The following is a 20069-nucleotide window of genomic DNA, read 5'->3' on the forward strand; positions in this document are numbered from 1 at the left end:
TATGTCAGCGGGTTGGTTAAATAAACGCCAAAAGTATTTCAGTTTGAAGAAAGGAATGTTAAGTTGCGGTTATGTTATTCAAGACTATGGGCCGATCTGCAAATGCGTTTCTGATTGTGCTTCCCATTATTGGTTGTGTGGTGTGGTTTTTTCTCAAAGTATTTCAATTTCAAACCAGCCCCGAGCAATATCCCGATGGAATGGTGATCCTTCAACTGAGCAAAGGCTGGTTGGAGGGGCGTCCGTTTCTATTCGATACAATTTACGGGAATCACGCACAGCAGCATAATTACTATTTTATACCGCTGATAGGGATTTTTACACGATTCATGGGCGTGAACGGGCTCTTTATGGCCTATGTGTGTTTTGTAGGGCTTTTCTTTTGGGTTTACAACCGGGGTTCTGCCCACTTCAATGTCGCCGAGCGGCGCGCCATCTGGCTCACGGCACTGGTCTACATCTTCGGGCCGATGGCTTACTTCATGTATCTGGATTATTTTGGCTGGCACCCGGAGCAGTACTTTATCCCACTGCTTGCCTTCCTTGCATTAAGCTTTGCTCAGCGCAAATGGGGAATGTTCATTGTCTGGCTTACCCTTGTTTTTTTGGTTAAGGAGTCCTCTATTGTCCTTATTTGCTGCCTTTTTCTGTTTTATTCGGTGGTGGACCAGGTTATTCTCAACCCCTCCAGACATTGGTTCAGATACATTTTCAACAAACGAAATTTGCTTATCACCAGCGTTTCGGTAGTGATATTTCTGATCGGTCTGTGGTGGCTTTCCTATTTGAACGGATCGCAATCCAGCCGTCTTAATCAGGCATTTTCTAATACACAACTGAATACTACATTCTTCTATCACATTGTATTTTCCGTGGCTGTTGGCGCCCTCACTTTTGGTCTGGGCCTGATTCCCTTTATGCCATGGCTGCGCACATTTCCACGTAAGGGGCTGATTATCTGGGTGCTGGCGGGATGTTTTGGCGTGTTGTTTGTAATGTTTGCAACCGAGGCGCTGTATTATTTTCCAGCAATCTACCCAGGTGTTTCCTATCCGCCGCGGATCAGCGGTTTGTGGGCATTTATGCTGAGCGCATTTGTTTATTTGAGTTACCGGGTGGCGCAGGCGGGATTTACACCCGGTCAAAATGCAATCAACTGGATTTTAACGGGTTGTTTACTACAATTTATTTTCGGCACGTTCCTGGTGGCCCATCATTTTACTTTTGATACAAAGCCGAGCGCAATAGCCAAAAGTGCATCCTATATGATCAAAACCGGCTTAGGCTTTGATCCTTATCCTGAGGGAGATGCCCGGCAGCTTCATGGATTGGCAAAGGAAATGCCTGTGGGTTCGGAAGTCATCGTCCCGTTTCAATATTTGCGTTATTTCGAGCGGGTTTATCCTAGTTTCTGGCCTCAGGATGGACGGCTTCCTGCCCATATCCTTGGAAGACCGTTGATGTATGTTTATGAAAAGGAATTAGTCCAAAACGGCGCCTACCATGTGTTTCCCGCGAAGGGTTATAAAACGATCCCAAATGAGCATCTTTTAATTCTGGCTGATTCGAGCTGGTATAATCTGAAATTCAAATGAATGGGGAAGAGAGAGAGAAATGGATCAGGAAGAATGCATACTATCATAAATCTTTGGTAAAGCATTTAAGATTTATCATCCCGGAAGGCAGCTCGGTGCTTGAAATCGGGTGTGGTACAGGATATCTGCTCGATCAGCTCCGACCGGCAAGGGGAGTGGGGATTGATATTTCAGAAGAAATGATCCGTTTTGCCAGAATACATCGCCCAGGCAATGTGTATTTTGAGATGAATGCGGAGCGCATTAACCTGGATGCAACATTTGACTATGTGATCATCAGCGATACGATCGGCAGTTTCAGGGATGTTCAGATGGTGTTTGAAGCTATCCATCATGTATTCACCCCGCAAACGCGTCTGGTTATTACATCCACTAATTTCCTCTGGCGGCCGGTTCTTAATCTTGCTGAAACTCTAGGACTAAAAATGCCGCAGAAAAGGCAAAATTGGTTGGATATCAGCGATATAATTTCCCTTCTGCATCTTGCCGATTTCGATCTTATCGATCATCACCGGAAGATGATCTTTCCCGGATACATTCCCTTTATTTCCAATTTTTTGAACCGGTATATCGGGAACCTGCCATTGATCAATGGCCTGGGATTAATCACCTGCCTTGTAGCCAGAAGCAAAAGGGTCGCTTGCGAACCCGCTAGTGAAATGAGCGTAAGCGTGATCATCCCGGCACGCAACGAAAAAGGCAATATCGAAGCACTGATTCAGCGCACCCCGCAAATGGGCAAGCACACCGAACTGGTTTTTGTTGAGGGAAATTCAACCGACCAGACCTGGGAGGAAATTCAGCGGCTGGGTGCGCATTACCAGGAATCTCATGACATAAAATGGGCGCAGCAGGATGGGAAAGGGAAGGGAGACGCCGTAAGAAAAGGTTACAGCCTGGCCAGCGGAGACATTCTTATGATTCTGGATGCGGATATGACGGTTGCGCCCGAGGAGCTGCCCAAGTTTTTTAATGCCATCGCTTCCGGCAAAGGAGAGTATATCAATGGTTCGCGGCTTGTGTATCCGATGGAAAAGCAGGCAATGCGTTTCCTGAATTTGCTTGGCAACAAATTTTTCAGCCTCGCATTTTCCTGGCTGCTGGGACAGAATTTGAAGGATACGCTCTGTGGTACGAAAGTGATTTCGAAGAAAAATTATCTGAAATTAGCCGCTAACCGATCTTATTTCGGTGATTTTGATCCATTCGGAGACTTTGACCTCATTTTTGGCTCTGCTAAACTCAATCTTAAATTTGTTGAAATTCCCATCCGTTACCGCGCCCGAACCTACGGCGAAACGAATATTTCACGGTTCAAACACGGATGGTTACTGCTCAGGATGACTGCATTCGCCCTGCAAAAAATCAAGTTCACGTAATGCACTTGCTAAGTCGCTTCATGACAACTTTCACCGGAAACTAACTTGCATGTCGGAATCTTCTGAGTGTGAGTTATATTGAGTTGCCGCACCAAGATTTCTCTATCACCTTTTTTTAATGTCTGATGAAACAAATCACTGTTATGAAAAGAAGCGAATTTTTCAACCTTACATTAGCGCTGCCGTTTGTGCCCGGCTCAATGAAACCTAAAAAACTGTCTCGTACGGACAGGGTAAAAAAAGGATTTCGGGTGGTTACTGGTCAGGACCGGTTTGATAAGAGCATCTCATTGCTGGAAGGGGACACATTCTATACCAAGATATCATCGAAGGACACCAACGGCGATTTATATACTTTTGAATCTACCCGTGTCAAAAATGGAGGACCTACGCTTCATGTTCATCCCGGCCAGGACGAATGGTGGTATATTCTGGAAGGTGAGTTCAAAATTAAGATTGGTGATGATCTTTTCGAAGCCAAAGCCGGGGACAGTGTTTTTGGACCGAGGGGCGTCCCGCACACCTTTTCCAAAGTAAGTGAAGGTGTTGCAAGGATGATCATTACATTCCAGCCTGCCGGTAAAATGGAGGAATTCTTTACTTCGGTATCGCAGGGCGTACTGAAAGGGAAATCCGAACTTGAACAGGATAACTTCAGAAAAGCACACGGATTTGAAAGGGTGGGACCTCCGCTCGATTACTTCAAGAAGTTTTAGTTTGCCTGTGAGTAGAGCTCCCTGGTGCAGTTCATTTAAAGTTTAAGCATTAATTGCACATTAAGGCCCAGTTGATATGCTTTGGTGTTGATAGCGGAAGGCGGGATCGCGTAGCTGAAAGTGGGCTGCGCAATGAGTGACAAATGCTTCGCAAAATGGTAAATTACACCTGCTCCAACCGTAGGCGATATTCTGGACGTGTTACGGTCAGACTTAAAAGTTACCGTTCCGATATCAGGGATATTGACCCTACTTGTTGTGCCAAAATTCCATAACGCGCCTGCCGAAAAATAAGGCGAAAATTTTCTCTCGGACGGCTGAAAATTGACAAAGACGGGAATGGAAAAATTATGGGACCGACTGCTGGTGCCAGACTGTTTCATTTTGGCGTAGCTGAACCATAAGCCCGTTGAAGCAGACCATTTTTCTGCGAAAGAGTATCTTCCGTTCAAACCAACCCAATAACCTTTTGATGATAACTCTGACTTCCAGATCTGAGTAGTTAATGTTCCGCTGCTATATGAATCGGGCAGGATTACTTCTGCTACGGTTTTGGAATGTCCGTAAAATGGGGCCACTGTTGCAGAAATTGCAAACTTACCCTGACTGAAAGCGCCTGAAGAGGAAAAGAGAAGTCCGGCCAGGATCAATGAAGTGTAGAAATTTGATTTCATCTTGCTTGACATTGAGGTTTTAGTAACCATTCATTACTTAGCAAGTTATGTTAAAATAATATAATTAAATAGAAAAATATTTGTAGTTTTTAGGAAAAATGTAGTGGCTTGTCAAACTTAAACTTCTATTCAAGATGAAAACAAAGTACTATTTCCTGATTGTTATGGCATTGGCCATTTTCTCCATTGCAGCAAAAAGAGCAGTTGTGGCCAACGACATCGTAGGCACCTGGAAGTATCTGATCAGCGACGTACCGCCCGAATACGAATCCGGATTTTTTACTTTTGAAGAAAAAGAAAGCAAAACGGTGGGATATGTCGGGGATACGGAAAAACAAGAGATGAAAGAGCTGGTTGTGGACCAGGGAAAAGTGACCTTCACTACTGAAAGTCAGGCAGGGGTTTTTAAATACAGCCTTGCACAGACAGGCGATACATTGCAGGGCATCATATCATCCCAATATGGGGATTTTCCAATAAAAGCGATCAAGGAGGCTAAGAAGTAAGGTGGAGGGTTGTACAGATTCGATACTCACTTTTGGTACGATTTTTAAAGTGAGTATGGGAAATCATCACAACCTTAAAACTAATTTCTTATGAAAAGGACGATAAATCTGGCACTTGCCGCTATGTTCTGTGCTGCAACATTATCACATGCACAAACTACATCCAGCTCAGGCCAGGCCGATAAACAGGACCAAAAAGCGCAGGGAAGCCAGGCTGCAAGTGCCAGCAAGCCAGCGCAAGGGGCAGCAGCAACCAGCGCCGGAGACGACAAGGCAGTTGAAAATCGTGCGCGGAAAAGTACGGAGGGAGATGGAAGCACGCGCCCGGGCGGCGCAGCCCATAAAAATGCAAATGATGTGGGACGCTACTCTGATACTGAAAGCAAAGATCCTAAGTCTTTCAATTCCAAGGAAGCAATCGCAAAACGTAAGAAGAATTTGACGGAATCGGATACGACTGTCAAAGAAGGAAGCGGATCAGCCGATAGAAATACCAAAAACCATACAGGTAAAACAGGTAACTATCAAAACCGCGATGCCAAGCAGTCGGTTAAGAGCCGTCCGTAATGGTAATATCAAAAAGGTTGCGCCAAGCAACCTTTTTGATATATATTTGCCACGCAATCCTATGCGTACAGTTATAGTCTACATATGGCTTATCACGACGATACTGCCGACTTTCAGTCAGTGGGGGACTATTGCATATTATCATATCAACAAAGAATACATTACCCGCGTCCTTTGCGAAAACCGTGATAAACCGCAGCTGCATTGTAACGGTAAATGCTTTCTGGCAAAAAAACTGAAAGAGCAGCAGGAAAAGCAAGATAAGCAAACCAGCGATCGCGTTCAGAACATCCCTGTTCTCCAACTCTTTGCCTCACCGATCACATCTTTCGAGTTTTTAGCAACGGATTATTCGTTGTGCCAGGAGCTTAATTTTTCCTATCATTTAGCCTCTTATCAGGCACCTCTATCCATTCTTGTTCCACCTCCCTGTGCGTAAGCACACTTTGCGTTTTCGTACGCTTGTTTTTTAGCCGTTGAACCGTATGTTCATGCGGCTGACATCATCTTTTTCTATCCAAGGCATTCATGGGCTCATTCCGGAAACGGCATGCGGCACATCTATAAATGTATATTCTAATGCATATCAAATATCTATTGCTGTTATTTTTCATTACAACGATTTCCACAAATGTATTTGCACAGACGGAGGCTGGCACTTTAAATGGCCGTATTATGAATGCGGATCAACAGGCGATTACCGGGGCGTCCATTACATTGCAGAACACGGACCTGGGAACAATTACCGACGCAAAAGGCCAGTTTAGCTTGGCAGGCATTATGCCTGGGTCATATATTCTTTCTGTTTCCAACATCGGTTATACGGCTTTTACCCAAAGCCTTCGCATTTCAAAAGGGAAAAATCCTTTTCTCAACCTGCAACTCTCGGAAAGCAGGCAGGAGCTGCAAGAGGTGGTGGTAAGCACAGCCAGAACACGTTACCAGGTGCTGAATTCCAATGCATCTACCCGTACGAATGCGCCGCTGCTTGCTACGCCGCAGTCGGTGCAGGTAATGTCTGCAGCCGTATTGCGCGACCGCCAGGCTTTCACGTTGAATGAGATTGCAGGGTCTTTTACAGGGATGAAGGCCAATAATGGGAATGGGAACTTTCAGATCCGAGGTTTTACGGCTTACTCGCCCAATGATGCCAGTTTTTTACTTTATAACGGAATCCGGGGAAATCTGTTCTTGTGGAGTCAGCAGCCGCTGCTTTATAACATTGAATCTGTTGAATTGCTTCGCGGACCTTCTGGTGCATTGTTTAGTGAAGGCTCACCGGGCGGAGTGGTCAATTTCGTTACCAAGAAACCTTTGTCCGAGAAGCGGGCGAGCCTGGATCTTTCTCTGGGCAGCTGGGGCTTCGGGCGGGCATCGGTAGATTTTACCGGGCCTGTGGATAGTCAGAAAAAGCTTTTGTACCGGGCCATTGTCGGGTACGACCGCTCTGAAAGTTTCAGGGATTATCAGGAAAAAAAGAACCTGTTCGTCGCACCGTCGCTGACTTACCTTTTTAGCAGAAAAACTTCAATAAATCTTGAACTGAATTACGCCTATCAAAAGGCCGTTCAGCAATATGACAACGGGAGCTTTGTATATTCAAGACCAGACGGCAGTTTCGACTTCAATTATTATCCCAACAATCTGACGATCCAAAGTCCGACGGATTATGGCAAAACGCATAATGCATCGGCCACATTAACCTTTGACCATCAGATCAATGACAACCTGAAACTCACGATCGTCGAGCGGGCGGTACGAAATGTGCTGGACTATACGGACCACATCCCGGTTGGAAGGATCCGGAACGATTCCATCAGCCGCGGATATCAGGATTGGGAAACCGACAGGTTCAGTCTGCAAACAACCGCTTTTGCAACATATACTGCCAAAACAGGCTCCCTGGGCCATCAGGTCATTGCAGGCGTAGATTACAACCGTTATGGCTGGACCCAAAATGACTATCAATACAAATCATCCACAAGGATCTCTATTCCTCACCCGGATTATGCAGGCAGTATCCCCGATGCATCGGTTCCGGCAGACGAATCGGATGACAATAAGCGTGTTACCAACCTGATTGGCGGCTATATTCAGGACCAGATGAGTGTCGGCAACAAATTAAAAGTGCTGCTTTCCCTGCGTTACGACAATTACAATGGTAAGGAAACGCCATTGTCAGACCGCGATAATAAACAGGGCGATGAATTGCAGGCTTCGGGCTGGATTCCCCGGATCGGGCTGGTATATTTACCGGTAAAGAATGTCTCTATCTACGGAACATTCTTGAAGTCATTTAATCCGCAAACCTCTAATAATGTGCTCGCAGGCGGCCCGTTCCCAACCCGTAAGGCAACCCAATATGAGGTCGGATCAAAAGCGGACCTGCTCAGTAATCGCTTGTCGGCCACCTTGTCTTTATATCAAATTGATTATAAAAACATTCTGACAGCGGCACCTACGGAAGAAAATTCGCATCGCCAGGCAGCAATAGACGGCACAAGGAGCAAAGGCGGGGAGTTTTCCGTAACCGGTAATCTTAATGCGCTGAGCCTGATCGCCGGTTATGCATTCAATGAGCATGTGCTGGTGAGTACAAGCACATATGGTAAAAAAGGTGATCGCTTTGCCAACGCGCCAAAACATCAGCTCAATTTTTGGGGCAAATATGCACTTCCGTCCAGTGTGCTTAAAGGATTCGGAGTGGCGGCGGGCGTTCGCTATGTAAGTGATCAGGTTGGCTTGTTAAGCAATCAAAATTTTCTTTTCCCTTCCTACACCGTTCTGGATGCGGCGCTTTCTTATCAGCGTAATCGTTTTCAGGTGCAGGTTAATGCTTACAATCTGACAAACAAGCACTATTTCACAGGAAGCCGTTCAGGTGTAACGCTGGCCGGATTGGGTGATCCGTTTAATGTAAGGGTGGGGGTTAGCTATCAGCTCTGGTAATTTAAAATCATAATTATCAGACTATTACATGAAAAAAGTATCGTTTCGCCGAAGCCTTTTCAAGCTGCACAGCTGGCTTGGCCTGATCACGGGCATATTTTTGATTTTACTCGGGTTAAGCGGCTCCGTTCTGGTTTTCAGAACAGAGCTGGACCATTTCTTCAATCGGGATTTGCTGCACGTTTCATCTTTGGAGAAAACGGTGCCGGATCAGGTCTTGAAGAATTGTTATCAGACCGTTATCAGCCGTTATCCGAATCTGGACGGCATTGCCTGGGTAAATCCCGACGCCGGGGCCGGTGAAGCCTATAATTTCCGGATTTATTTCAACGACGCCCGCCTGATGACCTATGATCTGGCTTTGATTTCCTTTGATCCCAATACAGGTGTCATTCTGCGTGAGGGGCCCGCGAGCCAGTTTACACCCAGCTTCATCGAGTGGCTTTTTCAGTTTCATTTCAGTTTTCAACTTGGTATTCCAGGTGCTGCCCTGACCGCCATTTTTGGCACCACAATGTTGTTGTCGCTGCTTACAGGCGCGATCGTGTACAGGAAAATGCTTTGGAAAGTCTTATCCTTTCGCGTTAAGATCAACCGCAAGAACTGGCGGACGATCAGCTCTGATCTGCATCGCATTGTGGGAGTATGGTCCCTGCTTCTGAACGCGGTGATTTTCTTCACGGGTTTCTGGATGAACATGTTTGCCTTCAAAGCAAAAACGTGGCAGAACGAAATGGCTTCAACCAAGGCGAACACACCTATTTCCGTCTCGCCTGATCAGATGTATCGTCGTGCATTGTCGGCTATGCCGGACCTGGAACCCACCTATGTATATTTGCCTACACAGCCCGGGCGCAAATTCGAGGTCCGTGGTTATACAAAAGGACAATTAAAATTATGGGGTAGCGGAAATTCTGTGCGGATGGATCAGCAAACCGGTGAAATTCTTCAAATCAGCCGGTTTGCTGAGAAGCCTTTGGGAGAACGTATCGAAGCAACATTCTTTCCTTTGCATGTTGGCAATTTTGGCGGACTTGCGGTGAAAATCTTATATGTGCTGATTGGCCTTACACCGGGCCTGCTGGCTGTCACCGGGTTTTTGCTCTGGTGGCGGCGGGTCAGAAAATGAAAAAGGCCAGCTTGCTGGCCTTTTAAAAGTGTTTACTGGTCTGTATCCAGATTGACCTTTTCCAGATCTGCTCTGGCCGGACCGGTCACTACAACACCATCGGGATCAAACCGCGCTCCATGGCAGGGGCAATCCCAGCTTTTTTCTGAATTATTCCAGTGTACAATGCATTTCATATGCGTGCACACTGGATTTAATGCGTGGATGTTACCCTGAACATCCTTATATACTGCTAATTTCTGGTCTTTGTAAGTTACTATTTCTCCCGAGCCAACAGGGATTTCAGACACGGATGCTATCTCTTCGAGTCCAAAACGGTCGCCTATGAATCGGCCAACTACATCTGCGCCCTCTTTGACCATTTCTGTAAAACCGGCGATCGGCTTAATCCGGCCAGGACTAAAAAGACTTTCGTAGCGACTTTGGCCTTTTAAAATTAAATCGTTGAGCACTATCGCCGACACTGTCCCGAGGATCATGCCGTTCCCATTGAAGCCCGTAGCTGTATAAATACCATTGGAAGCACCGGGTAAATGGCCAATGTAAGGCAGGCCGTCGGCTGGCACATAATATTGTGCTGACCATTGCGAATGGATGCTTTTTACTTCATAGCACCGTTTGGTATAATTAATTAAATCCGCAAATGATTGTTCTGGGTCTCCGTGGCCTGTTTTGTGATCATGCCCGCCTGCTATCAGATATTTCTGTCCGTCCATTTCATGGCTCCGAAAGTAATGATAAGGGTCTTTCATATCATAAACCAGGGAATCGGGATAGCTATCGTCGTTTAATGTAGCGGCAATGACATAACTGCGATATGGGGCATTTCTGAAATGGAGCACATTGACGCCGCCGGGAGGAATGTGCGTGGCATAAACCACATTTTTTGCCTTAATCTGCCTCTCACCGGATTTCGCTATATGAAAATCCGCATGTGAGTCAATTTCGTCAATACGTGTATTTTCGAGAATAATCCCACCCAGCTCGGTAAACTGCTTTTGGAGACCCACGAGGTATTTCAGCGGATGGAATTGTGCCTGTTTTTCAAATACGACGGCCTTTTGATAGGGGACAGGCGCAGGCGCCTGATCCGCAATTTCAGCAACAACGCCTGCGCGCAAGGCGCTTTCATACAGATCATTGAGCTCATCCACTTCTTTGTCTGTCTCGGCATACACGTAACCGTTTTGCCAGCGGAAATCACAGTCAATGTTGTACGTTCTGACATTCGTAGCAATAAGCTCGACGGATTCAGCGATCGATTCAGCAAATTGCTTTGCAGCTTGCTTGTCAAAGGCTTTTTCAACTTCCGCAAATGTTGTATCAGCAAATGTGTTTATGTGTGCGGAAGTGCCACCGGTTGTGCCATAGCCGGGATTATGGGCATCTGCAAGCACACATTTAAGCCCGGATTTTTGCAGCAGCAAGGCCGTGGTCATTCCCGTAATCCCTGCACCCACGATCAGCGCGTCATATAGAACGGAAGGATCGGTGTTTCCAATAGCACTTTCTTTTTCTGCGCTTTTTTGCCACAGGCTTTCATTATAGCCATCGCGGCCAATGCTTCCTGCCTGGTTGCCCGCCGTGAGCTCTTCTTGATTTCTGTTGATGATATTTTCCATACAAATCTTTTTTTGGCAAAAATTTTAAATAAAACCGTACCAAGGCATTGTCCATTACCGGGGGCTTGCCAGCATCCTGCCAACTACGGGAATGGTTTTTATTATACACGTGGCTTTAAAGGAAAAACAATTGATTCATCAACTCAAAAAACACGATTACATTATGAAGAAGATTCACCCAACTTTACGAACGGGGCTCAAACTACTGATTTTTAGCCTTTCCATGCTAATGCTGGTGGCGGGTTGCGACGACGATGACAGCTTTTGGGACGCAATGATTCCGGAAACGGATAAAGAGGAAACGACTACCCAGGTGGAAGGCTATGTTTTTTATCCGGCAGTACAACCTGCAACTGAGGCTAATGTTGCGCAACTGAGAGTGCCCGCTGGTTTTACGATTAACAAATTTGCAGAAGGAGTAGGCAAGCCAAGAATCCTGGTGGTAAACAGCAACGGAAACGTTTATACGTCCGACCGGGAAGCTGGCGTGGTGGTAATGCTTACGGATGCGAATGGCGACGGGATTGCTGAGGATAAAAAAACTGTTGCGACGCTAAAACAGGTTCACGGCCTGACGATTTACAATGGTAAGATGTATATGGTGACGGTTAATGAAGTGTACGAAGCCGCGATGAATGCGGACGGAACTTTGGGGCAGCCGAAAATGCTGATCGACGATTTGCCGGACGGCGGTCAACATCCAAACCGCACCATTGCCTTCGGGCCGGATAAAAAGATGTACATTACTGTTGGAAGCACCTGTAATTCCTGCGTGGAGCCCAATCCCGAACTTGCAACAATTCTTCGGGCAGAAGAAGATGGCAGCAACCGCAAGATTTTTGCAAAAGGATTAAGAAACACAATCGGTTTTGGCTGGCATCCGGAAACCAGCGAATTGTGGGGAATGGATCACGGGATCGACTGGCTGGGTGATGACGAACAAAAGGAAGAGGTAAACCAGATCAAGCAGAATGCGCATTATGGCTGGCCCTTTATTCATGGAGAAGGGAAATATAATCCCGGGACCAGGCCGACGGGCGACACCACTTACCAGCAGTATTTGCAAAAAACTACATTGCCTTCGCTTACTTATCAGGCACATTCCGCGCCGATGAGCATGGCCTTTTACACAGGTTCCATGTTTCCGGGTGAGTACAAAAACGATGCTTTTGTGGCCATGCGCGGTTCATGGAACCGGAGCTCTCCGGTTGGTTATCGGATCGTGCGCATGCATTTTGAAAATGGTAAGCCCGTTCGTTTTGACGATTTTGTAACGGGTTTCATTGTGAATAATAACCGTGCACATTTTGGGCGTCTGGTTGGTGTGGCTATGCACAAAGATGGCTCCCTGCTTTTTTCAGACGATACGAACGGTGTGATTTATCGGGTGGCATATAAGTAATCTCAATGTTCAGTTAAATAAATCAAAAAGGCAACCGGTGAGCGCTGGTTGCCTTTTTGATTCAAGTTTTAACTATTCATTACCCTTGTTAAAAAACACGCAAAGCCCGTCTTTCCCTGCCACTATAATGTCCTTTCGACCATTCCCGGTCAGATCTGCAATGGAAAAATAAACCCCAATTCCTTTTCCAATGCCATAAGGGCCGTGGGAAATGGTTTGCTTCACAAATGTTTCCCCGTTCCACTGAAAGTAATACAGCCCTACCACATCCTTTTCGCCCGGGTCTCCTCCGTTATGCGCCCGATAACGCTTTCCGGTTACCAGTTCCATTTTGCCATCTCCGTCCAGATCCACCCAATCCATAGAATGATACTGAGAAGTGAAAGGATCGATCACGTGCTTTGTCCAGGCTATTTTACCAGCTTTTGATGTTTGTTGATACCAATCCAATCCATAGCTATGTGCCTGACCTACGATGATGTCGTTTTTGGAATCTCCATTCACGTCTGCTACAATCATAGGCACACTTGCGTCCTCAAAAATAAAATCGTTATGTGCGATCCATTTGTCTTTCAGGACGTCCTTAGGCGCTTCCAGCCAGCCTGAACTAATGATGAAATCGCCGCGTCCGTCCCCGTTCAGATCACCAAAACCGAGTCCGTGGCCCTGCTTTTCGGCTATCTGGACTTTTGTGAATGTGCCCAATGCTTTCCCGGATTTATCACGGTCCAGTTTGTAGAATTTGAAAGGGAGATTCGGGTTGTTGGGGACAATTTCCAGGTGTCCGTCATTGTCAACATCCCATGCGCGCGCAGTTTCAACATTGCCTGTTTCGTCAATGATATGGTCTTTCCAGGGATCTTTGTTATTGCCCGGGTTTTCGCGCCAGATCAGGCTTTTGTTAAACCAGCCGCCCGTGATGAAATCCATTTTGCCATCTCCGTTGACGTCCATGGGAATGGTGGCAAAATCATCCCAATATTCTCTTACCCGCTTCACTTCGCCGATGTAGAAACGGTCGAAAAACTCAGGGCCTTTATACCAGAATTCACCTGAAACCAGGTCTGGCTTGCCGTCATTATCCACATCAAAAACACCCACGGATTCAATGCTTTCGGAAGCGACCATTTTCTTCTCAAATTTGATCGGCGAAGCCCGTTTTTCCTTTTGCTGCGCCTGGGTTGATACGGTTAAGCAGCTTGTAAGCAGGCCAATGAATGTTATTAATTTCAATTTTCGTTTCATAATGTTTGATTTGCATAACATTTGAAAACGAATCCCTGGTCGGTGAGCGCCAGGGATCGTTTACTTCGTCGGGGTTTAGGAATAATCTTTTAATAATGCATTAATATCCCGGATTCTGATCCAGATCGGGATTGACCTGTATTTCGAGGAAAGGAATAGGGAACAAAAGATCGTTCTCAGTCAGCGTATAAGTGGCCGGCGTCAGGTAGAAATAGGCTGGATTCGCCTTCAATTTGGCTCCGTAAGCATTCATGACACTGATCGCATTACCCGTCCTGACCAGATCCAGCCAGCGTTTGTTTTCAAAAGCCAGTTCTATCCGGCGTTCTTTCAAAATCGCCGCCCGGAGTGTTGCCTGGTTGTTCGCGGTTGTATTGGCAAGCCCCGCCCTTTTGCGCACCTGGTTCAGAAAGTTTTGGGCATCAGCCGTTTTTCCCTGTTCATTCGCTGCCTCCGCCTGCGCCAGCAAAGTTTCCGCATAACGATAGATCGGGAAATTTGTGTTGGTTTGGTTGAATACGGAATGCGCATACTGGAACTTCTTAATGTAAGGCAAATTGACATAGCTCGTGTCGGAAACGGTCGAAGGGCCTGTGATAAAGCCAATTGAAGCATTAAAGCGCTTGTCCACGGTGCGGCTTTCGTAAGTTGCCAGCAAATCATCAGTAGGAATGTTCCACCCGGAACCGGAAGCCGATTGCGATCCTACCGGACCCAATGTAAGCTTTGCATAATCCGGCGTGAGCGGCACGAACGCATAAGGGAATGAGCTGGACAGGTTCAGTGAAGTTCCTTGCAGATACTGCACTTCAAAGACGGATTCCGAATTGTTTTTATTGGATGGATTAAAAACCGCAGCATAATCACCCACCAGCGCATAACCCGTCACTTTGGCGAGTGCGCTTTCGGCTGCGGGCCAGTTTTTCAGAGCCAGGTGCACATCACCCAGAAGCATCCAGGCAGCGCCCGAAGTGGCCCTTCCCGGCTCCTGAGTTGCTTTGTCGAGCAGTAAGCTGGTGGCAGCAGTGGCATCTTCGATAATTTGCGCATAAACCTGCTCCTTACTGGACCTGGGCAATGTTGCCGTTGCCAGATCGGAGGCCGGAGTCAACGGAAGCGGAACTCCGCCATAATAGCGAACCAGATCAAAATAGGCCAATGCACGCAGGAAATGCGCCTGCCCTTTGAAATTGTCACTTTTTGCTTTGTCCAGACTCACGTCATCAATAGCCGAAAGGATTTTGTTGGCGCGCGCAATGACGTCAAAATTAATGTAATAGCGATCGGCAGTGACCGTGTTTTCCGCTCCATTAACGAATTCGTCGATCTCCTCGGGCATAGGCGAGCGGAAATCATTGTTATAAAAAAAGTGGGTGTTGTCTGAACGCATTTCACCCATTGCCCAGCTGCTCGGGTTGTTATACAATGTCTGCAACGGCGCATAGGCTCCGTTTACAGCCTGTGCAAAATCAGCTTCCGACTGGAAAAAATTGGCGGGCACTACTGCGTTTTGCGGAGAAACGTCCAGGAAATCGCTGCACGATCCCAGCGCTGCGGACAGCAATAAAATATATATGGTCTTCATTCTCATGACCTTATTCGATTAAAATTTTAGCTTAAATATTTAAAACCCAACATTAACTCCGAGCGTATAAGTCCGTGGAACCGGATAGGAACCTCCGTCGATGCCCAAGCCTGTTGACGCTGTGCTCACGGCCACTTGCGGGTTGGAGCCAGGGTATTTGGTAAAAATGTGCAGCTGCTGAACGCTTGCATAGGCCCGAAGCCGTTTCAGGCCTTTGGTCGTTTTAAGGGGAATAGCATAGCCCAGGGTCACATTGTTAATGGAAATGTGGCTGGCTTTATAAACCATGTGACTGCCCCACCAGTCGCGTTCCAGGCCAGTGGTCCCTGCCGCCAGACTTCCGTATCTGCCTTTACCGGGATTTTCCGGCGACCGCCAGCGGTCCTTAACATCGGCCAGTACATTGAAAACACCGTCCAGATTCGTCAAAGTCTGTTCCGAACCGCGCAGGATATCATTGCCGTAAGTCCCTGATATGGTTGCTGAAAAGTCGAAGCTTTTGTATTGAAGCGTATTGGTCATCCCGAAAATAAACTTGGGATGCGGGTTGCCGATAATGGTCGCGTCGTCTACAGTAATGATGCCGTCTTCGTTCACATCACGGAATTTAGCCGTGCCAACCTGCGAAGTGGTGTGTTTGGGGGAACTGTCAAAATCCGCCTGATCTTTATAAACACCCAAGTGATCCATCCCGTAAAGCATCCCTACCGGCTGCCCGACGGTTGTAATGTGCGAACCGCCGATAACGCCGCTGCCTGGACCTGTGATCAGGCGGGAAGTTTTGTTACCCAGTGAAACGACCTCATTTCTGTCAAAGGAAATGTTGAAATCTGTATTCCATCTTAAATGCTCGCGCTGAACATTGGAAGTGCTCACGGAGAATTCATGTCCCCAGAATTTCAGCCCGCCAATGTTGGTCTGGATATTTCCATAGCCCGATGCCCGGGGAACGCCGACATTGAAGAGCAAGTCGCTGGTATTTTTGCGGTAATAATTATAAGTGAAATTGATCCTGTCATTGAGCAGGTTCAGGTCCAGGCCAATGTTGAACTGCTCATTGGATTCCCAACCAATTCCCTGATCGGCGAGGTTATCCACTCTTCTGCCGCCGGCCAGTGCACCGCCGAAAACATAATTGGCTGTGGATATGGTAGGAATATGCGTATAATTTCCAATGTTGAAGTTTCCGGTAATCCCGTAGCTGGCCCTGAGTTTAAGGAAAGAGATTGTTTTAATGCTTGCCAGAAAGCTTTCCTCAGACAAGATCCATCCCAGCGAGAGCGAGGGGAAATTACCCCAGCGGTTTTCTACGCCAAAACGGGACGATCCATCACGCCGGATCGAAGCGGAAACCAGATATTTTCCTTTGTAATTATAATTTAATCTGGCCAGATAGGACAGGAGGCTCCATTCCTGCACGCCGCTGGATGCTGTGATCGTGCCCGCAGCGCTGATGGTTTGCACCTTATCATCCGGATAATTGCTTCCATTAACGGCGCTTGCATCTTCACGAAATTTTTGCGCAGTAAATCCTATCAGGGCGTCGAAGCTGTGTTGACCAACTTCTTTCTGATAATTCACTGTATTTTCATTAACCCAGGAAAGGTAAGACCCCTGATTCAATACGGATGTTGGTGTTTTGTACAAACCAACACCACGTTCACCCGTGGTTGTGCCGTTGAACACAAAACCACGCGAGCTTCCCATATCAATGTTGCCGGATGTGCGCAGATATAATCCCTTTAAAGGTTGATATTCAGCGTACATATTGGAAAGGATGCGGATGTCTTTGTTGTTCACCACCCGGTCTGTCAGCGTTCTGGCGTAGTTGGGCGTTGCAAACATCCCCGGAGAAAAAGCAGTCAATGTCAATGTTCCGTCCGGATTTCTTAACGGCGCCAGCGGAGATGTTTGCAGGGCCTCGTTGAAAGCACCACCCACGTTGTCAACGCCCGTATTGGTGTTGGTAGCATAGGTTGGAGCCACATTCAGCCCAATGTTGAATTTTTCATGCGGGCGGAAATTGGTGTTGACACGCAACGAATACCGCTTGTAACCCGAACCTACGACCACGCCATCCTGACTAAGAAAACCAGCCGTAGCCGTGGTGCTGAACTTTTCGGAACCTGTGCTCAAAGACAAGCTGTGATCTGTCATAGGTGCTGTACGGGTGATGGCATCATACCAGTTGGTACCCGCTCCATATTGCTCTGGGTTTTGAAAAACAGGATCTACATCCAGGCCTCTTTCTATGGCCAGCTCCTTACGCCAGGTCGCGAATTCCCTTGCATCCATCATATCCGGACGGCCGCGCTGAGGCACTTGCTGGAATCCGAAATAAGTGCTGTAATCAATGCGCGTCTGGCCTGCAACGGCCTTTTTGGTTTCGATAAGAACCACGCCATTTGCGGCCCGCGAACCGTATAGCGCCGTTGCCGAGGCATCTTTGAGCACGCTGATGCTTTCAATTTCATTTGGGTTAATGTTGCTGATGCCGCCCACGATGGGGTTTCCGTCAACTACATACAAGGGGTCGGCCCCGGCAGTAATGGACGCCGCGCCGCGGATACGCACGGTCATGCCTGCACCGGGCGTGCCGGTTGCTTGCGAAATTTGTACGCCTGCCAGCTTTCCCTGCAATTTTTGTGTGAATTGAGATACGGGTAAGTCGGCAAGATCCTTACCGCTTACCGTGGAAATGGAGCTGGAAAGCTGACGGTTCGATTGCTTTCCGTAACCTACCACGATCAGTTCATCGAGTGATTTTTCGTCATCTCCCAATACAACTTCAATGCTGCTCTGATTGGTCACAGCAATTTCCTGGCTGGTATATCCCACAAATGAAAACACCAGGACGGCATTTTCATCGGGCACATTGATTGAGAATGCTCCATTAGCGTCCGAGATCGTGCCTTGTTGCGAACCTTTCAGGACAATGCTTACACCGGGTAATGCACCTCCTTTTGAATCGCTTATCTTTCCTGAAATTTGTTTGTCAATAATCGCAGCTTCCTCTTTTTCAGGGTTGCCGGGCGCAGGTTTTTCGGGAATTTTTTGCAGCATAATCTGGCCGCCCACAATGCTGTAAGAAATGTTCAGTGGTTTTAATGCCATACTAAGCACTTCCGACAACTTCTTATTTACGGCCACCACATTGATCTTGCGGTTGGCACCGATGGCGTTGGAACTGTAAACAAACTCCACTTTGGCCTGCGCTTCAATCTGCGTCAGGATTTTACGGATTTCGGTATTCTCCACTTTGATCGTGATAGAACGGTCCAGCAAATCCTGGGTGCGTCCTTCATGGGCATAGCCCAGAGATATGCCAACACATAATAAAATGGACTGTAAAACGGTGATCCTCATAATTTGTAGGATGAGAGGATGAAGGCGTATTCGTTTTTTCATTAGTTTTGAACGTTTTGTTTGGGCTTGAAAAAGTTGGGCAAAACCCCTCTCCATTCATTAATTTTTAATGAAGACTTGTTAGACACAGTAAGGGGGATAACTGAGAGTCGAAGGTGCTCGCAACACGTTCGGCTCTTTTTTTACGGGCAATCTACTTCATCGTATTCCTGGTTTAGTTGGTGACTGCGCAGCCTTTCCCACTGATCAGTATCCGGGTGCCCCTAACTTCGTAACTTGCATTCACCGAGTTACACAGCAGGTCCAGTTTTGTAAAAAGAGGCTGTTTGGTAATGTTTCCGCTAAAAAGGCAACCCGTGAAGGTTTCGTCTTCCAGAATGATTTCGATTCCATAGGTTTCTTCCAGTTTTGCAATGACTTCACTAAACGGATTGTCCTGGAAATCAAATGATTCAGCAACCGGTTTCCCTTTTTTCTCTGCCATCACCGGAACAGGATTGGAAACGAGGCCGGTCTCGAAAGAGCGTGTTTGTACGGTGTACTTAACGCGTTGATTGGCAGTTAGTATAACACCATCCTTGATTTTGCTCGTTTCGGTTCCGTCAGCCCGGGCATGTTGCGAAACAGAAACTTTACCGGTTAGTACAGAAACTTCGATCGCGCTTTTATCTTCACTGCCATTGACCCAAAAGCTGGTTCCCAGCACTTTGGTAACCACGTCTCCGGTATGCACAAAAAATGGCCGCTCTGTATCCCTTTGAACCCGAAAAAATGCCTTGCCTTCCAGGAAAACTTCTCTACGGACGCCTGAAAAGGAAGGCTCATAGGCAATGCTGCTACTTGGAGAAAGCTCAATTTGAGAGCCGTCGGGCAGTTTAATGGCTTTTGGCTGGTTGGTGCTGTTGGTTTCTGTGGTCAGGTTTTTATGGATCACGCTGCTGACGGCGGAGTTTGTCAGCAAAGGGTTTCGGGAATTTTTATACTGATATCCTGCCCAGCCTAATGCCAGAATAATCACCGCCGCCGAAGCCCACTTCCAGATCATCATTTGAAAAACCGGCTTCTCAGCTTCCGTCTGGTGCTGTATCGCATTCCAGATCCGTTCCTCAATGGCATTGTTTTCCTGGCTGGTCCGCTGGGGAATCTCTTCGTCGAGCGTTGCAAACCATTGCTCAACCAATCGTTTTTCCTGATCCGTGCAGTTCCCGCTTCGATAGCGGCTTAGAAGTGTATAAAAATTTTCCTTGCTCATGTCCGATTTAAATGCCCCTTTTTATAAAGACTAAAAAAGGAACGCTCACCGCAAATGAGCATAAAAATTCATGGAAAGTTTA

At 47.0% G+C, this 20069-nt stretch carries 15 protein-coding genes; 9 read left to right on the forward strand and 6 right to left on the reverse strand.

Annotated features, from left to right (window positions below; all coding sequences use genetic code 11):
* The first annotated feature begins 71 nt into the window (after window positions 1-71).
* The 3 genes from B5X68_RS10660 to B5X68_RS10670 all read left to right on the forward strand — a co-directional run bounded on the left by B5X68_RS10660 (window position 72) and on the right by B5X68_RS10670 (window position 3690).
* Window positions 72-1595, forward strand: a complete 1524-nt coding sequence (locus B5X68_RS10660; protein WP_082214660.1) for a hypothetical protein — start codon at window positions 72-74, stop codon at window positions 1593-1595.
* A complete protein-coding gene (locus B5X68_RS10665) occupies window positions 1592-2974 on the forward strand; it encodes a glycosyltransferase (protein WP_082214661.1) in 1383 nt (460 codons plus the stop codon). The genes B5X68_RS10660 and B5X68_RS10665 overlap by 4 nt, the downstream gene beginning before the upstream one ends.
* A gap of 143 nt (window positions 2975-3117) precedes the next feature.
* Window positions 3118-3690 carry a cupin domain-containing protein gene (locus B5X68_RS10670; protein ID WP_082215313.1) on the forward strand — a complete coding sequence of 191 codons (573 nt, stop codon included), beginning with the start codon at window positions 3118-3120 and terminating at the stop codon, window positions 3688-3690.
* A 35-nt stretch (window positions 3691-3725) separates the two neighbouring features.
* On the opposite strand, the gene B5X68_RS10675 is transcribed toward B5X68_RS10670, so the two are convergent.
* A complete protein-coding gene (locus tag B5X68_RS10675) occupies window positions 3726-4364 on the reverse strand; it encodes an outer membrane beta-barrel protein (protein ID WP_170916625.1) in 639 nt (212 codons plus the stop codon).
* Between the two features lie 134 nt (window positions 4365-4498).
* Here B5X68_RS10675 and B5X68_RS10680 point away from each other — a divergent pair, with 134 nt between their 5' ends.
* The 5 genes from B5X68_RS10680 to B5X68_RS10700 all read left to right on the forward strand — a co-directional run bounded on the left by B5X68_RS10680 (window position 4499) and on the right by B5X68_RS10700 (window position 9515).
* Entirely contained in the window at window positions 4499-4870 is a 372-nt protein-coding gene (locus B5X68_RS10680; RefSeq protein ID WP_082214663.1) for a hypothetical protein, read from the forward strand.
* A gap of 90 nt (window positions 4871-4960) precedes the next feature.
* Window positions 4961-5437, forward strand: a complete 477-nt coding sequence (locus B5X68_RS10685; RefSeq protein ID WP_082214664.1) for a hypothetical protein — start codon at window positions 4961-4963, stop codon at window positions 5435-5437.
* Window positions 5438-5498: 61 nt separating this feature from the next.
* Window positions 5499-5876, forward strand: a complete 378-nt coding sequence (locus B5X68_RS10690) for a hypothetical protein (RefSeq protein WP_082214665.1) — start codon at window positions 5499-5501, stop codon at window positions 5874-5876.
* 140 nt (window positions 5877-6016) lie between these two features.
* On the forward strand, window positions 6017-8386 hold the full coding sequence (locus tag B5X68_RS10695) for a TonB-dependent receptor (protein WP_082215314.1): 2370 nt from the start codon (window positions 6017-6019) through the stop codon (window positions 8384-8386).
* Between the two features lie 28 nt (window positions 8387-8414).
* Window positions 8415-9515 (forward strand): PepSY-associated TM helix domain-containing protein, encoded by a 1101-nt coding sequence (locus B5X68_RS10700; protein WP_082214666.1) that lies wholly within the window; start codon window positions 8415-8417, stop codon window positions 9513-9515.
* 32 nt (window positions 9516-9547) lie between these two features.
* Here the strand turns inward: B5X68_RS10700 and B5X68_RS10705 are convergent, their stop codons facing one another.
* A complete protein-coding gene (locus B5X68_RS10705; protein ID WP_082214667.1) occupies window positions 9548-11137 on the reverse strand; it encodes an FAD-dependent oxidoreductase in 1590 nt (529 codons plus the stop codon).
* Between the two features lie 163 nt (window positions 11138-11300).
* On the opposite strand from B5X68_RS10705, the gene B5X68_RS10710 reads away from it, so the two are divergent.
* Window positions 11301-12539, forward strand: coding sequence for a PQQ-dependent sugar dehydrogenase (locus B5X68_RS10710; protein ID WP_082215315.1), 1239 nt, complete (start codon window positions 11301-11303; stop codon window positions 12537-12539).
* A 72-nt stretch (window positions 12540-12611) separates the two neighbouring features.
* On the opposite strand, the gene B5X68_RS10715 is transcribed toward B5X68_RS10710, so the two are convergent.
* The 4 genes from B5X68_RS10715 to B5X68_RS10730 form a co-directional block, all read right to left on the reverse strand.
* Window positions 12612-13784 (reverse strand): FG-GAP repeat domain-containing protein, encoded by a 1173-nt coding sequence (locus B5X68_RS10715; protein ID WP_082214668.1) that lies wholly within the window; start codon window positions 13782-13784, stop codon window positions 12612-12614.
* 100 nt (window positions 13785-13884) lie between these two features.
* Complete coding sequence (locus B5X68_RS10720; protein ID WP_082214669.1) at window positions 13885-15375, reverse strand: RagB/SusD family nutrient uptake outer membrane protein; 1491 nt, start codon at window positions 15373-15375, stop codon at window positions 13885-13887.
* Between the two features lie 33 nt (window positions 15376-15408).
* A complete protein-coding gene (locus tag B5X68_RS10725) occupies window positions 15409-18735 on the reverse strand; it encodes a TonB-dependent receptor (protein WP_229208362.1) in 3327 nt (1108 codons plus the stop codon).
* A gap of 214 nt (window positions 18736-18949) precedes the next feature.
* Window positions 18950-19987 carry a FecR family protein gene (locus B5X68_RS10730; protein WP_082214671.1) on the reverse strand — a complete coding sequence of 346 codons (1038 nt, stop codon included), beginning with the start codon at window positions 19985-19987 and terminating at the stop codon, window positions 18950-18952.
* Window positions 19988-20069 lie beyond the last annotated feature (82 nt).

The sequence above is a fragment of the Dyadobacter psychrophilus genome (genome assembly GCF_900167945.1).
Lineage (GTDB): Bacteria > Bacteroidota > Bacteroidia > Cytophagales > Spirosomataceae > Dyadobacter > Dyadobacter psychrophilus.

Excerpts from the sequence above, each read along its gene's own strand:
- B5X68_RS10660 (WP_082214660.1), top strand. The coding sequence starts at position 72 with ATGTTATTCAAGACTATGGGCCGATCTGCAAATGCGTTTCTGATTGTG.
- B5X68_RS10665 (WP_082214661.1), top strand. The coding sequence starts at position 1,592 with ATGAATGGGGAAGAGAGAGAGAAATGGATCAGGAAGAATGCATACTAT.
- B5X68_RS10670 (WP_082215313.1), top strand. The coding sequence starts at position 3,118 with ATGAAAAGAAGCGAATTTTTCAACCTTACATTAGCGCTGCCGTTTGTG.
- B5X68_RS10675 (WP_170916625.1), bottom strand. The coding sequence starts at position 4,364 with ATGAAATCAAATTTCTACACTTCATTGATCCTGGCCGGACTTCTCTTT.
- B5X68_RS10680 (WP_082214663.1), top strand. The coding sequence starts at position 4,499 with ATGAAAACAAAGTACTATTTCCTGATTGTTATGGCATTGGCCATTTTC.
- B5X68_RS10685 (WP_082214664.1), top strand. The coding sequence starts at position 4,961 with ATGAAAAGGACGATAAATCTGGCACTTGCCGCTATGTTCTGTGCTGCA.
- B5X68_RS10690 (WP_082214665.1), top strand. The coding sequence starts at position 5,499 with ATGCGTACAGTTATAGTCTACATATGGCTTATCACGACGATACTGCCG.
- B5X68_RS10695 (WP_082215314.1), top strand. The coding sequence starts at position 6,017 with ATGCATATCAAATATCTATTGCTGTTATTTTTCATTACAACGATTTCC.
- B5X68_RS10700 (WP_082214666.1), top strand. The coding sequence starts at position 8,415 with ATGAAAAAAGTATCGTTTCGCCGAAGCCTTTTCAAGCTGCACAGCTGG.
- B5X68_RS10705 (WP_082214667.1), bottom strand. The coding sequence starts at position 11,137 with ATGGAAAATATCATCAACAGAAATCAAGAAGAGCTCACGGCGGGCAAC.
- B5X68_RS10710 (WP_082215315.1), top strand. The coding sequence starts at position 11,301 with ATGAAGAAGATTCACCCAACTTTACGAACGGGGCTCAAACTACTGATT.
- B5X68_RS10715 (WP_082214668.1), bottom strand. The coding sequence starts at position 13,784 with ATGAAACGAAAATTGAAATTAATAACATTCATTGGCCTGCTTACAAGC.
- B5X68_RS10720 (WP_082214669.1), bottom strand. The coding sequence starts at position 15,375 with ATGAGAATGAAGACCATATATATTTTATTGCTGTCCGCAGCGCTGGGA.
- B5X68_RS10725 (WP_229208362.1), bottom strand. The coding sequence starts at position 18,735 with ATGAGGATCACCGTTTTACAGTCCATTTTATTATGTGTTGGCATATCT.
- B5X68_RS10730 (WP_082214671.1), bottom strand. The coding sequence starts at position 19,987 with ATGAGCAAGGAAAATTTTTATACACTTCTAAGCCGCTATCGAAGCGGG.